The sequence below is a fragment of the Streptomyces sp. NPDC049813 genome, assembly GCF_044465085.1.
GTDB lineage: Bacteria > Actinomycetota > Actinomycetes > Streptomycetales > Streptomycetaceae > Streptomyces.
Genome location: NZ_JBITLI010000010.1, coordinates 204198 through 217924, shown reverse-complemented (window position 1 = coordinate 217924; position 13727 = coordinate 204198). Strand labels below are relative to the sequence as shown.

The following is a 13727-nucleotide window of genomic DNA, read 5'->3' as shown; positions in this document are numbered from 1 at the left end:
ACCCCCCGGGGTCAAACCGTCGACCCCCACACCGCGCCCCCCGGGGTCAAACCGTCGACCCCCACACCGCGCCCCCCGGGGTCAAACCGTCGACCCCCACACCGCGCCCCCCGGGGTCAAACCGTCGACCCCCGCACCGCGTCCTTCGCCAGCCGCACCGCCGTCAGGAGGCTCAGGCCCGGCTCGCTCTGGCGCAGGATCTTGATCGCCTGGACCGAGTCGGCGGGGCCCTCGTGGCCCGCCGCCGCGAGGCGGGCGCGGACCCAGTCCCCGCGCAGTTCGGCGTCGTCGCGCGCGGCGGCCTCGGCGACGAGGGCGGCCGCGCGCTCCAGGCCGGGCCGCTCGGCGTCGGACGCCGACCGGAGCGCCGAGCGCAGGGCTTCGGCGACGCGGTCGGTGTCGCGCAGGACGAGGACGTTCAGCTCACGGTTCGACTTCTTGATCATTACGCCATGATGCGGGAAGCCGCCTGCGCGCCGCAGCCGAGTTGAGCTGCCTCAGAGGTCCAGGGGGCTTGGCGGACCGGTCCCCCGAGCGCTACCGGGTGGGCCCGCCGCCCCCGGAAGGACCATCGTCGGGCCGCGCCTGCGCACGCATGAGGTCCCGCACACACCCCCGCAGCCACGCGTGCGCGGGATCCGCGTCGTGCCGCGGGTGCCAGGCGAGGCCGATCGGCAACGGCGGCAGGTCCAGCGGGACCGGGAAGGTGACGAGACCCAGCGCGTCGGTCATCGGCAGACTCCAGGAGCCGACCAGTCCGACGAGGTCCGTCTCGCGCAGGAAGAACAGCGACGACGGGAACGAGCCGACACTGCCCACCACCCGCCGCCGCAACCCGAGTTCGGCGAGCGCCTCGTCGATGGGGCCGTGCAGCCTCCCGCGCCGCGACACCGTGAGATGCTCGGCCTCCTCCGCGAACCGGCGGGCCGTCAACTCTCCCTCCAGCAACGGATGTCCCGCGCGGGCGGCGCCGAGCATCCGGTCCACGGACAGCGGTTCGATGTGTACTTCGGGCGCGGTCGCGTCGATGACACCGACCTCCAGGTCGGCCGTCCCCTCCCGGAGGACCGGCGCGTCGAGGTGGCTCTCGCCCAGGAACCGGAGCCGGATGCCGGGCGCCTCGGCCGCGGCCCGGGAGAGCAGCGGCGGGCCGAGGAGCGCGGCGAGCGAGTCGCTTCCATGGACGGTGAACGTGCGGGTGAGGGAGCGCAGGTCCTGCGCCCCGCGCGCCGCGAACAGCGCCCGTGCCCGCTCCACCACCGCCCCCACCTCGGCCCGCAGGGACAGCGCGTACGGCGTGGGCACCAGCTGTCTGCCGGCGCGGACCAGGAGCGGATCGCCGAGCGCCTTGCGGGCCCGGCCGAGGGTGCGGCTCATCGCGGGTTCGGACAGGTGGAGGCGGCGGGCGGCGCCGCGCACGCTCTCCTCCTCCAGCAGCACGTCGAGCGCGACGAGGAGGTTCAGGTCGAGCCCGGCCGCCGCGGACGGCGGAGTCGCAGCTCCGGCACCGGATTGCGTCATACACAATCATCCCTTGCACACATTGCACTGGAAAGCAGGCCAGGGCCGACCCTACGTTGGACGGGCATCCCCTCACCACCGTCGAAGCTCCCTGGAGGAGCCATGTCCTCGCCTGCCCTCACGACCTCCGCGCCCGCGGCCCCGGAGGCGGACGCCCCGCGGCTGGGGCGTCTCACGCTGCTCACGGTCTGCGCCTGCGTCATGGTCGCGCAGAGCATGGTCGCCGCGATCAATCTCCTGATCCCGCAACTGACGTCGTCGTCCTTGCATCCGTCCCCCGCACAACTGATGTGGACGGTCGACGCTTACGTCATCGCCTTCGCGGGCCTGCTGATCCCGGCGGGCGCCGCGGCCGACCGGCACGGCCGCAAGGGCGCGCTGCTGACCGGGCTCGCCCTCTTCGCGGCGGGCGCGGCGACCAGCGCGCTGGCCACGACGCCGGCCGTCCTCGTCGCCGGGCGCGCGGTGTGCGGGACCGGCGCCGCGCTGATCACCCCGGCGACCATGTCGATCCTGGTCCACCTGGCCGGAGGGACGAAGCGGCGCGCCCAGGCCATGACCGCGTGGACGCTCGCCCTCGGCCTCGGCGGCGCGCTCGGCAATCTGGGCGGTGGCCTCGCGGGCCAGTTCCTGTCCTGGCGGGCCCTGTTCTGGGCCATGGTGCCGCTGGCGGCGGTGCTGGCCGCGGCGGTGGCCCGGGGTGTCCCGCGCACGGCCCGCGTCGAGCGCGGAAACCCGGACCCGCTGGGCACCGTGCTGGTGACGGCGGCTCTGGTCGCGGTCCTCTTCGGCATCATCGAAGGCCCGGCGTACGGCTGGGGTTCGGCCCGCATCCTGCTCGCCTTCGCGCTCGGCGCGCTGCTGGCCGCGGCGTTCACCGCGCACGCCCTGCGCTCGCGGGCGCCGCTCTTCGACCCGCGTGTCTTCCGCTCCCCGCGGCTGCGGGCCGCGACGCTCGGCCTCGCGGTGAGCTTCTTCGGCCTGTTCTCGCTCTTCTTCGTCAACTCCCAGTACCTACAGGGCGTGCAGGGGTACGGGCCCGCCCTCACCGGCGTCGCGATCCTGCCGGTGACCGTGGGCATGGCGCTCGCCCCGAGACTCGCCGCGCGGTGGCAGGCGACGCCCCGGCCGGTGATCACGACCGGCCTCGCGCTGATCGGCGCCGGTCTGCTCGGCACCGCGACGGCGGGCCCGCACACTCCGTACGGCATCTACGTCCTGTGGCTCCTGGTCATCTCCTTCGGCACCGGCACCTGCATGCCCGCCCTCACCCTCGGCGTGCTGACCTCCCTGCCCGCCCACCAGGCCGGCCTGGGCTCGGGCCTCGGCACGGCCTCCCGCGAGCTCGGCGCGGCGCTCGGGGTCGCGGTCACCGGGACGGTACTGGCGGGCGCCGGGCGGGACTTCGCCGCGGGCATGTCGTCGGCGCTGGTCCTGGTGGGCGCGGTGACACTGCTCGCCACGGGGGCCGTGTTCGTCGGCTACCGGGAGCGTGCCTGAGCCGGAGGACGGACGGTGCTTCGGCGGTGCTGATCCAGGGCGCGGATCCCCGGTGGGCCGGAGTCGAAAGGCCGGACCGGGGCCGAGGGGCCCCGGACCGGCCGGTCCATGCGGTGCGCCGTAGGGCCGGCGCGCTCCTCCCTACCGCCCCAGGGTGAAGGTGTCGACGTCGAAGAGCGACCCCGCTCCCCCGCTGAACGTCAGGAACAGCGGCCCGCTCGCCGTGCCCGGCAAAGTGGTCGACACCGTCGTGAACGTCTCCCAGCCACCGGTGTTGGGGACGGTCACCGAGCCCACCACCGGGCCGGTCGCCGAGCCCGAGCGGAGCTGGAGGGTGCCGCCCGCTCCGGCCGAGGAGACCCGCGCGGTGAACGAGCGGACCCCGCTGAGCGAGGTCTGTCCGTAACCCGCCCAGTCGCCGTTCTCGATGTAGCCGAGCGTCCTGCCGCCGCTCGCCGGAGCGTGGTCGGCGGCCTGGACGCCCTGGGACGACGTGTACGCCTCACCCTCGTAGGTCGTGGTCGGCGGGGGGCTCCCCAGCTCCTTGATCCGGATGTTGCGGAAGGAGATGTCGTCCCCGGCCGCGTGGTTCTGGATGCCGATGTGGCCCTGCTGGAGGGAGCGGGCCGGGTCCGTGTTGGTGAAGTCGTTGATCTTCACGCCGTTCAGGAAGACCTGGAGCCGCTCCCCCTCGACCCGGATCTCGTACGTGTTCCAGCTCCCCGGCGGGTTGAGCGCGCGGTCCCGGGCCGCGAGGTCGGCGGACTTGAAGCCGTACACGGAGCCGGTGGTGCGGTCGGCGGCGTCGCTGGCGTCGATCTGGATCTCGTACCCCTGCTGGACGGCCGAGTCCGGGTCGGCGGAGGCCGGGAAGCCGACGAAGACACCGGAGTTGTCGTCGCCCGGCATCCGCCAGTCCAGTTTGAGCGAGTACGACGTGAACTGCTTGGCCTGGTACCAGTAGAGGCCCATGCCGCCCTGCGCGCTCAACGTCGCGTCGGCGGAGGTGAATCCGCCGGGCCCGGCCTGCGACCAGCCGGCGGTCGAGCCGTCGTACAGGGGCGTGTAGCCGCTCTCGGCCCGGCAGTCGGCCTGGGCATATCCGGCCGCGTACCGGATGCCGCCGAGCAGCAGCGCCCGCAGCGCCGGGTCGGCGTACGACTCCTGGGTGTGGCCGAGCCCGGTGTAGAAGGAGCGGCCCGTGCCCTGCGGATGGCACCAGGTGATCGGGTGGTCGCCGGCCATCTCACCGCCGGAGTAGCTGCCCTCGTCCAGGCTCTGCAGGACGTGGGCGGTGGCGCGCGGGTTGGTGCGGTAGTTGTACCACTCGTCGGTGCGGCTCCAGGTGCGGCCCAGGTGCGCGGTGGCGGCGTGGGCGCGGTCCTCGGTCCGCACCGTGGCCTGCTGGATGGCGGGGTGGCTCTTGAACCAGGCGCCGACCAGCTGTTGGTAGTAGGGCCAGTCGTACTCGGTGTCGGCCGCCGCGTGGACGCCGAGGAAGCCGCCGCCGCCGTCGACGTACCCCTGGAGGGCCGTCTGCTGGGCGGAGTCGAGGACGTCGCCGGTGGTGGAGAGGAAGACGACGGCCTTGTACCCCGCGAGGTTGGCGGAGGTGAAGGCGCCCGCCTCCTCCGTGGCGGTGACGGTGAAGTTGTTGGCCGCTCCCAGATCGCGTACGGCCTGGATCCCGGCCGGGATGGAGTCGTGGCGGAAACCGGCGGTCTTGCTGAACAGCAGGACCCGGTAGGCGGGGTCGGCGGCCCGGGCCTGCTGGGCGGGGCTCAGGAGCGCGCCCGCGACGCCCAGGACCAGGGCGAGGGCCGCCAGGACGCGCGGGAGCGCGCGGGACCGGTGGATCATGACTGTCTCCCTTCCTTTCCGGATCACCGGGCGGGGTCTCTCCCGGTTCACCGGGTGAGGGCGTGCCCGGTTCACCGGGTGAGGGTGAGCGTGTCGATGTCGAACAGGGAGCCGGACCCGCCGGTGAAGGTGAGGAACAGCGCCCCCGTGTTCGCCGTGCCGGTCAGCGGGGTCGACACCGTGGCGAAGGTCTCCCAGCCGCCGGTGTTCGCTACGGCGACCGAGCCGAGCACCGGGCCGGTGGCGGAGCCGGACCGGATCTGGATCGTGCCGCCCGCCCCCGCGGAGGAGACCTTCGCGGCGAAGGTCTTCGCGCCCGCCGTGGGGACGGAGGCGTACCCGGCCCAGTCGCCGTTCTCGATGTAACCGAGGGTCTTTCCACCGCTCGCCGGGGCGTGGTCGGCGATCTGGACGCCCAGGGAGGAGCTGTAGGACTCCCCTTCGACGGTCTGGCCCGCACCTGCCGTGGCGAAGGTGAAGGCGTCGAGGTCGAAGAGGTTGCCCTGGCCGGTCGGGCCCTTGAAGACGAGGAAGAGTTCGGTGGTGCCGGCCGGTGCGCCGGTCAGGTCCGCGCTGACGTCGGCGAAGTTCTCCCAGCCGCCCGTCGGTGCGACCGTCGCGGTGCCGAGCAGGGTGCCTGTCGCGGAGCCCGCGCGGACCTCGAGGGTGCCGCCCGCGCCGCCGGAGGAGACCCGCGCGGTGAGCTTGTTGGCGTTGGCGAGCGTGTACGGCTTGAAGGAGATCCAGTCGCCGTTGTCGGTGTAGCCGACGGTGTTGCCGCCCTCCGCGGTGCCGTGCGGCGCGATCTGCACGCCGTTCTGCGCGGAGAAGTGTTCGCCTTGGCGGTGGCGCGGCTGGAGGATGCGCGTGCTGTGCGTGGTCAGACCAGCTCCGTCGGTGTACTCGGCGTCGAAGACCCCGTAGATGTTGGCCGCGCTGTCGTGCTCGCCGTCGGTCGGCACGGTGATGCTGCCCGTGCAGCCGGTGTTCTGGGTGATCTGGTGGCGGTGCTGGTCGTGGCCGAGGAGGTAGGTGACCTTGACCTTGGCGCAGTCGACGGTGCCGTCCTCGGGGTCGCTCGCGGTGACGCGGAAGGGCACGGTGTCACCGAAGGAGAAGAGCGCGCCGTCGCCCGGTGTCTGGAGCGTGACGGTCGGCGCCGTGTTGCCGGAGGTCACGACGAGGCTGGCGGTGCCGGTGAGTCCCTCCGGGTCCCGCACCGTGAGCGTAGGGCGGAAGGTGCCTTTGGTGGTGTACGTGTGGCTGGGGTTGGCCGCGGTCGACGTGGCACCGTCACCAAAGTCCCAGGCGTAGCTGAGGGCCTTGCCCTCCGGGTCGGAGCTGCCCGCCGAGGAGAAGGCGACCGTCAGCGGGACGGCGCCGGAGACCTTGTCGGCCGCCGCCTTGGCGATCGGGTTGCGGTTGCTGCCCGCGAGGTACTCGATGCGGTACAGGGCCTGGTTGTTGGCGCCGGTGCCGTAGTCGAGGACGTACAGCGCGCCGTCGGGGCCGAAGGCCTGGTCCATGACCTGGGTGCCGGTCCAGGGGAAGTCCTCGATGGCGCCGGGCGATCCGTCCGCCTTCACCTCGATCGCCTTGATCCATTTGCGCCCGTACTCGCCGGCGAAGAAGCGGCCGTCCAGTGACTGCGGGAATTTCACGGCGGAGTCGAGGCCCGCGTCGTAGCGGTAGACGGGCCCGCCCATCGGGGACTCCGAACCGCTGCCGAACTCGGGCGGCGATCCCGCGTCGCCCGCGTACCTGATCCAGGCGGGCCTGGCGGCGGGCAGCGTGGCCTGTCCGGTGTTGCGGAACGAGTTGTTGGCGGGGCCGCTGCCGCAGGCGTACTTGCCCGCGGACGGACCGCTCGGGAAGGCGTACTCGCCGTAGGTCTCGCTCGCCGTGTTCGTGCCCGTGCAGTACGGCCAGCCGTAGTTGCCCGGCGCGGTGATCCGGTTGAACTCGACCTGGCCGCTGGGGCCGCGGGTGGCGTCGGTGGCTCCGGCGTCGGGGCCGTAGTCCCCGAGGTAGACGGTGCCGGTGGCCTTGTCGACGGACATCCGGAACGGGTTGCGGAAGCCCATCGCGTAGATCTCCGGGCGGGTCTTCGCCGTCCCCGGGGCGAAGAGGTTGCCGGCCGGGACGGTGTAGCCGCCGGCCGCGGTCGGCTTGATGCGCAGGACCTTGCCGCGCAGGTCGTTGGTGTTGCCCGAGCTGCGCTGGGCGTCGAACTGCGGGTTGCGGTCGGTGCGTTCGTCGATGGGGGCGTACCCGGCCGAGTCGAACGGGTTGGTGTCGTCGCCGGTCGTCAGGTACAGGTTCCCGGCCGCGTCGAAGTCGATGTCGCCTCCGACGTGGCAGCACTGGCCACGGTCGTTGGGGACCTCCAGGACGACTTTCTCGCTGGCCATGTCGAGGGTGCCGTCGGTCTTCAGGGTGAAGCGGGAGAGGTTCAGGTGGCCTTTCCACGCCTCGAAGGTGGCGGCGCTGCCGGTGGTCGGCGCGTCGCCGGACGGGGTGCTGAGCTTGGGCGAGTAGTACAGGTAGAGGTAGCGGTTCGAGGCGAAGCCCGGGTCCGCGGCGACGCCCTGGAGCCCTTCCTCGTCGTGGGTGTACACGTCCAGCTTCCCGGCGACCTTGGTGTTGCCCGCCGCGTCGGTGTACCGCAGCGTGCCGTCGCGGGCCGTGTGCACGACGGCCCGGTCGGGCAGCACCGCGAGGGACATCGCCTCGCCCAACTCGGCGGCGCCGACGGCGAGTTGGACCTGCTGGTAGTCGCCCGCCGGTATGGCGGCCTGCGCGTCCACGGCGGGCCGGTCCGGCGGCTGGGCGACCGCGGGCGCGGCCAGGCCGCCGCCGCCGACGACGAGGCCGAGGGTGAGGAGCAAGCGGAGCAGCATGGGTCTGGGGCGGGTGCGGCCTGCCCGGCTGGGTCTGGGGCGGGTGTGTCCGGAACTTTCCGACATGGGCGTCCTTCCTGACCGTGCGGGGACGCGCCTGTTCCAGGCATGACAAAGCCTGCTCCTGGCGCGTACGGGAGGAATTGCTCAGGGGTGACGAGCTGTCATTCCCTGGAGACGGTGCCGATCTGTGCGGAGGATCTCAAGGCGCTGCGGTCCGTGCGAATTTCGCATGTTGGCAACGGCCCCCTGATTCGTCAAGGGACTACACAAATACGGATGTGCGGTACGGAATGCATGGCTCGACCATGTAAGGCTTGGACCGGGGCGGTCGGCCCGGCGCGGCCATGTCGCCTACTCAGTCCGGGAGTTGACGGGACGACGGTGGCCGCGGGCCCGGGACGGGCGGGGGTCGGGTGGACGGGACGACACCCCCGGGCACGTCCGTGGCGCAGGCGGCGACCCCGGTGTCCACGTCGGCGAACGGCGTTCACCCTCCGAAGAGGGTGCTGGGTCAGACGGGGTCGGGGATCGGGTGGACGCGGGGCGTGACGTGGAAGTCGAAGCCTCGCGTCCCCGGGTCGAGGGCCGTCGCCCCGCCGTCGACGGTGAGGACGGCGCCGTTCACGTACGAGGTCGCCGGGGAGAGCAGCCAGGCGATGGCCTCGGCGACCTCGCGGGGCTCGCCCGGCCGCCCTCCCGGCAGCAGCCTGGTGGCTTGCTCGTAGGCCGCCGCCTCACCTCCCTCGCCCAGGCCCGCGTCCGCGGCGAAGCGGGTCATGCGGCGGTCGGCCATCTCGGTGCGCACCCAGCTCGGGCAGACCACGTTGGACCTGACCCCTTGGCGCCCGTAGTCGACGGCGACGGAACGGCACAGTTGCAGCAGGGCCGCTCTCGACGTGGCGTACGGCACGTTGCTCGTGCCGTCGCGCAGGGCGGAGACGGAGGCGACGCCGACGACCGCGCCGCGCGACGCCAGCGGTGATGCGGCGCGCGGGGCCGCGAACCGGGCATGTTCCGTACCCGGCCCGGGCGTTGCGGGTCGGACTGGGGTCAGAAGTACTGGGTCAGGCAGAATTCATGGTCCTCGGGATCGGCCATCACGACCACCACGCCCTCGTCGTAGTCGTGCCGTTCGCCAGTGAACCGGCCTCCGAGGGCGACGACTTGGGCGATGCCCTCGGCGATGTCGTCAACGGCGACATCGAGGTGCAGGCGGACCTTCCCCCGCTTCGGCTCGGCGACCGGCTGGAACACGAGCCGGGGCAGCGCGTCGCCGCGGTCACCGAGGTAGACCCAGCCGGGCAGGGCCGGACCGGGCGCGCGATCGAGCAGGACACTCCAGAAGCCCGCCACCTTCTCGACGTCGAGACAGTCGATGGTGACACCGGCCCAGCGGTTGGGCATGGGGGCCTTTCTGTTGGTTCGCGGGTGTGCGGTCGGCGGTTCGTCGGCGTTTTGCCGGTGCGGCAGGTCTGGTGCGGGCCGGAGGTGGGGCGTCGGCTGAACAGGGGCAGGGCACGGCGTCCGGCCCGCCGCGACCTGCCCCTGCCCCTGCCCCCCCTAGGAGGGAACCGTCAACGCAGCTTCTTCACCGCTGTGACCGTCGTCGCCTTGAAGGCCGTGACCGGTGCGTTCGTGAAGTCGCCCATCTCGCCCCACTTCACGAGCGTGACCACGTTGCCGTCGCGGCCGATGGAGAACAGGTTGATGTCCGTGGCGCCCCACGTGGTCGTAGTGTTGATCCCGAAGACCTCGGCGCCGTCCCCGACGGCCAGCTTGCCGTAGAACCGCTCGGTCGCGGTCACGTCGGGGTCCTGCGTGACCAGCTCGTGCGGGCAGGCCGACAGGTGCTCGCGCAGCAGCGCCGCGAAGGCCTTGGCGCGCTGAGCGCCGCGCTCGACGACGGTCACCTGGAGCGCTCCCGTGTCGTAGTCGGTACGGAAGACGCGGTGCACGGACGTCGAGGGCAGGGCGTCGCCCACGCACATCGGCAGCGGGTCGGGCTGCCCCGCGGTGACCGGGTCCGCGAACCACGCGGAGCGCGGGTGGGGCGGCAGTTCGGACGGGGCGAGGAACCGCGGGTCGGTGGCGGCCGCCGCCGGAGTCGTCGCGGCAGCGGCGCCCGCCACGGCCGCCATCGCGGCCAGTGCCATCGTTCCCTTGCGCAGGTGTGCGTTCATGTCGGTGTTCCCCCATGTAGGTCGGTGCTCACTTCGTACGACCCCCGACCCCGGCCCCCCGTTGCCCTCGCTTCTGTCACAGGCCTGTCACCGTGGCGCGGCCTGGGGGGCGGGGCACGGTCCCGCGGTCGGAGTCGGCGGTGCGCCTCGGCGGCCGTGGTCCGTCCGACAGGTTGCACGCGTGGCGATCGACCCATACGCGCGTTCGAACGATGCGGCCGTCGCGGCAGCCGGGGTACGCCGGCTACACGGTCACCGGTTTCGACGGCGCCCCAGTCGGCGGCGCCGGTCGTGGGCTCGTGGCAGCCGCCGACCAGGAGACCCACCGGCTGTTGATGTCACTGCTGCACAGCTGAAGAAGCTGGTACCGCCGGGACGGCTCCGGCCGTTGCCCGGCTGGATACCGGCTAGATACGGGAGTTGCGCAGCGACTGCCACACCGCCCCGGCCAGGGCCCGCGTCGACCGGGGCACCGACAGGCCCTCGTGTTCGCGGTACAGCTCCCAGTTGTACGGGACCAGCGAGAGCTTGTTCGAGGACAGGGAGCCCGCCTGGTGGGCGCGGTAGACCGCCAGGGGCTCGGCGAGGCCGCGGGCGTCCGCGCCGTCGCGCATGATCGACAGCCACAGCGCGTAGTCCTGGCGCTTGCGCATCTCCGGCATCAGCTTCGTGCCCAGCGCGTTGCGGTCGTACATGGCGGTCAGGGCGCCGATGTAGTCCTTGACCAGCATGGCGCGGTAGTCCACGTGCGCGCGGGCGCGGATCACCCGTCCGTTCGGGACGAAGTCGGTGCTCTCCCCGGCATAGTCCGCGTCCATCTTGTAGTACGAGGTGTAGGTGAGCGGGGCGGTGCCCTCCGCGGCGAACGCGAGTTGCCGCTCGGTCTTCTCCGGCAGCCACATGTCATCGCTGTCGAGGAACGCCACGTAGTCGCCCTTGGCCCGCTGGATGGCGAGGTTGCGCGCCCGGCCGGCGCCGCCGCGCTCGGGAGCCGTCTCGGGGAGGACCCTTTCGTCCTGGCGGGCGAACTCCCTCAGCAGGTCCATGGACTCGTCAGAGGACTGGTCGTCGGTGACCAGCAGCTCCAGATCGCTGTGGGTCTGCGTGAGCACCGACCGGACCGCAGCGCCGAGCGTTGCGGCGGAGTTGTACACGGGCATCACGACGCTCACCAGGGGCACAGCGCTTCTCCTTGTGCGTTCAACGATCAAAAAGACGGTCCATACGACTACCGGAATCGTAGTGGGCGCCGCGGTGCGGGTCGTCGTCGCTGGTCAGGGTAGCGCTGGGTGCTGGTGCAGAAACGCATCGCGATGATGTCCGAGCGAGAGGGGCCTCGGCACGGCCCCGCACACTACGGCGCAGACCGGTGGCACCGGACCGGATCGGCGTACGCCGTGTCCCCGAAGGGATGTACTTCGGCCATGTCGGTGGCTTGGGAGCCGGCGGGGTCGGCAGAGTCTGTGACGCACGATTGCGCAGCTCACGGCCTCTCCGGGCCCAGAGAAAGGAACCTCGCCATGACGTCGTACCGCACGCGCCTCGCCGGCGGTCTCATCGCCGCTTCGGCCCTCCTCGGGGGCGGCCTCGCCACGGCCGCCCCCGCCTCCGCCGTCTCCCCCGCCTCCGCGGAGCCCGCGGCCACCGCGGCCGCGCTCCGGGGCACGGCCCCGGCCTGCGTCAGGCGGGACGTCATCAAGCACCGGAAGTACGTGAAGGTCACCAACAACTGCGGCGAGGCCATGCACCTGAAGGTCGTCATCGACTGGGGCAGCGACTCGCCGTGTCTCACCTACCAGCCCGGTGAACAGTGGGAGTGGAACTGGGGCCGCGGCTCCTACGGCAAGGTCGTCACCTGCTGACCCGCTCCACGACCGGGGCCGCACGGCGTGCCGGGCCCTGGTCTCCTGCATCGCGCTCGACCCCTCCCCCACGGGGCCGGGAAGAATCGGGCCACCTCGCCCCGCCGCGGTGTGCGCCGGTCCGCCGCCCCCGTCGGGGACCTGCCCCTGGTCCTCGCGGTCAGCGCCCGCCGGCGCCCGTGGTGAGGCAGTCGACGAGGGAGGTGGCGATGGCCCGGAGGTCGTCGGGGGTGTGGGCGGCGCGCTCCATCACCGTCAGGCCCCGCGTGGTGGTGACGACGAGCCGCGCCCGGGGCAGAGTCCGCGCCCACGCGGTCGGACGCCTCAGGCCGCCAGACGGTGCAGAAGCTCGTACGAAGAACGCTCCACTCAGTTGCGCTGAAGCCTCCCGTCGGCGCTCACGGCCCAGACCGCCGTGCCGGTGACCGAGATCGGCCGGCCGTCCGGCTCCGTGGCGAGTACGCCGAAGTTCCTGCCGTGGATGACCCAGCGCGAGGCGACCCGGTTGCCGTCGTGGTTCAGGGTCACCACCTGCTCGATCCGATGTCTGACAGCACTGTCAGACATCGCGGTTGATAGGCAAGTCGTTACTTGCCTATGCTGGTGCGGTGACGGACGATGTCTTCAAGGCACTGGCCGACCCCACCCGCCGACGCATCCTCGACGAGCTGGCGGACCGCGGCGGCCAGTCGCTGTTCGAGATATGCGCGCGGCTGGCCACCAAGCACGGTCTGGGGCTGTCCCGCCAGGCGATCAGCCAGCACCTCGCCGTGCTGGAGGCCGCCGACCTGGTCCGGGTCCGCCGCCAGGGGCGCTACAAGTTCCACGACCTGAACACCGAACCGCTCGAGTCGATCGTGAGCCGCTGGCTCGGGCCCGATGCACCCAGGAGCACGTCATGAGGATCAACCTGGCCAGCGTCTTCGTCGACGACCAGGAGACGGCCGCGCACTTCTACACCGAGGTGCTGGGCTTCGTGAAGAAGCACGACGTCCCGATGGGCACGGACCGGTGGCTGACCGTGGTCTCGCCGGAGGACCCGGACGGGACCGAGCTGCTGCTGGAACCCTCGGGCCACCCGGCCGTCAAGCCGTATAAGGAGGCGCTGGTCGCCGACGGCATTCCGGCGACCTCGTTCGCGGTCGATGACGTGCGGGCCGAGTTCGACCGGCTGCGCGGCCTCGGCGTCCGGTTCACCCAGGAGCCGGCGGCCATGGGCCCCGTGACCACCGCGGTACTGGACGACACCTGCGGCAACCTCATCCAGATCGCCCAGTACCAGTAAATCGCCCCGTACCAGCAGGCGGCGCCTCCGCCGTAGGCCCCACACCCTCGGCCGTCGGGTGCGCGTGGAGAGCAAGTCCCCTCCGCTCGCTCTCCACGCGCAGGTGCCCCTTATCCGGCCGCCTAGCGGGATGCGACGCCGGAAGGGGACGGCGGCTGGGGCCGCGCCGTCAGCGGCGCGACCCCAGCGGGCGCAGGGCCCTGCACCGTGCGCGGGTACCTCATCCGAGCCGGAGGAAACACCTGTCCGGCACCGAACAGCCGGACACGGGCAGGGTCCTGATGGGGCATCAGCAGCGCTCACCCCACCGAGGGAAGCAAGCGTCCCGCACCCGGCACGCACCGCGGCGCCCCAGGCGGCCCGGCGTCACCGCCGCCGCACCGCGATCGCCCACGCCTCCAGCAACTCGGTGTACTCCCGTCGCTGTTCCTCGTTGAGGAAACCGCCGCTGCGGATGATCAGAGCCCGGATCCGCGCGTTCAACTCCCCCGCTGACTGACCCCCCGTCGGTTGCTGCTGAGTCACCGACATGACGCAGAACGTAACGCCCTGACCAAGCCTTGGGCAAAGCTCAACCGCATATGCCGACGGGTACCGGCCGGAATCATTCCCCTTC

Annotated in this window: 13 protein-coding genes and 2 pseudogenes; 5 read left to right on the top strand and 10 right to left on the bottom strand. The window is 72.1% G+C overall.

Annotation, left to right across the window (positions count from 1 at the left end):
• Positions 1-116: 116 nt before the first annotated feature.
• Positions 117-446, bottom strand: coding sequence for a hypothetical protein (locus ACIBW6_RS21670; RefSeq protein ID WP_399061944.1), 330 nt, complete (start codon positions 444-446; stop codon positions 117-119).
• A 91-nt stretch (positions 447-537) separates the two neighbouring features.
• Positions 538-1521: a LysR family transcriptional regulator gene (locus tag ACIBW6_RS21665; protein WP_399061942.1), complete on the bottom strand. Its 984-nt coding sequence runs from the start codon at positions 1519-1521 to the stop codon at positions 538-540.
• A 102-nt stretch (positions 1522-1623) separates the two neighbouring features.
• Here ACIBW6_RS21665 and ACIBW6_RS21660 point away from each other — a divergent pair, with 102 nt between their 5' ends.
• Positions 1624-3021, top strand: coding sequence for an MFS transporter (locus ACIBW6_RS21660; RefSeq protein WP_399061940.1), 1398 nt, complete (start codon positions 1624-1626; stop codon positions 3019-3021).
• Between the two features lie 141 nt (positions 3022-3162).
• Here the strand turns inward: ACIBW6_RS21660 and ACIBW6_RS21655 are convergent, their stop codons facing one another.
• The 5 genes and pseudogenes from ACIBW6_RS21655 to ACIBW6_RS21635 all read right to left on the bottom strand — a co-directional run bounded on the left by ACIBW6_RS21655 (position 3163) and on the right by ACIBW6_RS21635 (position 9964).
• Entirely contained in the window at positions 3163-4881 is a 1719-nt protein-coding gene (locus tag ACIBW6_RS21655) for a ThuA domain-containing protein (RefSeq protein ID WP_399061938.1), read from the bottom strand.
• Between the two features lie 71 nt (positions 4882-4952).
• A complete protein-coding gene (locus ACIBW6_RS21650; protein ID WP_399061936.1) occupies positions 4953-7781 on the bottom strand; it encodes a carbohydrate-binding protein in 2829 nt (942 codons plus the stop codon).
• Positions 7782-8295: 514 nt separating this feature from the next.
• A pseudogene (locus tag ACIBW6_RS21645) lies at positions 8296-8787 on the bottom strand (SDR family oxidoreductase); the annotation flags it as partial.
• A 47-nt stretch (positions 8788-8834) separates the two neighbouring features.
• The gene (locus tag ACIBW6_RS21640; RefSeq protein WP_399061934.1) at positions 8835-9188 is read right to left on the bottom strand and encodes a VOC family protein; all 354 of its coding nucleotides are present in this window, start codon (positions 9186-9188) and stop codon (positions 8835-8837) included.
• Positions 9189-9358: 170 nt separating this feature from the next.
• Complete coding sequence (locus tag ACIBW6_RS21635; protein WP_399061932.1) at positions 9359-9964, bottom strand: hypothetical protein; 606 nt, start codon at positions 9962-9964, stop codon at positions 9359-9361.
• A gap of 239 nt (positions 9965-10203) precedes the next feature.
• Between ACIBW6_RS21635 and ACIBW6_RS21630 the strand changes: the two are divergent.
• Positions 10204-10320: pseudogene (locus ACIBW6_RS21630) on the top strand (phosphatase); the annotation flags it as partial.
• Between the two features lie 51 nt (positions 10321-10371).
• Here ACIBW6_RS21630 and ACIBW6_RS21625 read toward each other — a convergent pair.
• Positions 10372-11145 (bottom strand): glycosyltransferase family 2 protein, encoded by a 774-nt coding sequence (locus ACIBW6_RS21625; RefSeq protein ID WP_399061930.1) that lies wholly within the window; start codon positions 11143-11145, stop codon positions 10372-10374.
• 339 nt (positions 11146-11484) lie between these two features.
• Between ACIBW6_RS21625 and ACIBW6_RS21620 the strand changes: the two genes are divergently transcribed.
• Positions 11485-11826, top strand: coding sequence for a hypothetical protein (locus ACIBW6_RS21620; protein ID WP_399061928.1), 342 nt, complete (start codon positions 11485-11487; stop codon positions 11824-11826).
• A gap of 369 nt (positions 11827-12195) precedes the next feature.
• On the opposite strand, the gene ACIBW6_RS21615 is transcribed toward ACIBW6_RS21620, so the two are convergent.
• Complete coding sequence (locus ACIBW6_RS21615; protein WP_399061926.1) at positions 12196-12393, bottom strand: nuclear transport factor 2 family protein; 198 nt, start codon at positions 12391-12393, stop codon at positions 12196-12198.
• A gap of 41 nt (positions 12394-12434) precedes the next feature.
• Here ACIBW6_RS21615 and ACIBW6_RS21610 point away from each other — a divergent pair, with 41 nt between their 5' ends.
• Together ACIBW6_RS21610 and ACIBW6_RS21605 are read left to right on the top strand one after the other, a co-directional pair.
• Positions 12435-12728, top strand: coding sequence for an ArsR/SmtB family transcription factor (locus ACIBW6_RS21610; RefSeq protein ID WP_399061924.1), 294 nt, complete (start codon positions 12435-12437; stop codon positions 12726-12728).
• Positions 12725-13111: a VOC family protein gene (locus ACIBW6_RS21605; protein ID WP_399061922.1), complete on the top strand. Its 387-nt coding sequence runs from the start codon at positions 12725-12727 to the stop codon at positions 13109-13111. Before ACIBW6_RS21610 ends, ACIBW6_RS21605 begins: the two co-directional genes overlap by 4 nt.
• Before the next feature lie 366 nt (positions 13112-13477).
• Here the strand turns inward: ACIBW6_RS21605 and ACIBW6_RS21600 are convergent, their stop codons facing one another.
• Entirely contained in the window at positions 13478-13642 is a 165-nt protein-coding gene (locus ACIBW6_RS21600) for a hypothetical protein (protein WP_399061920.1), read from the bottom strand.
• Positions 13643-13727 lie beyond the last annotated feature (85 nt).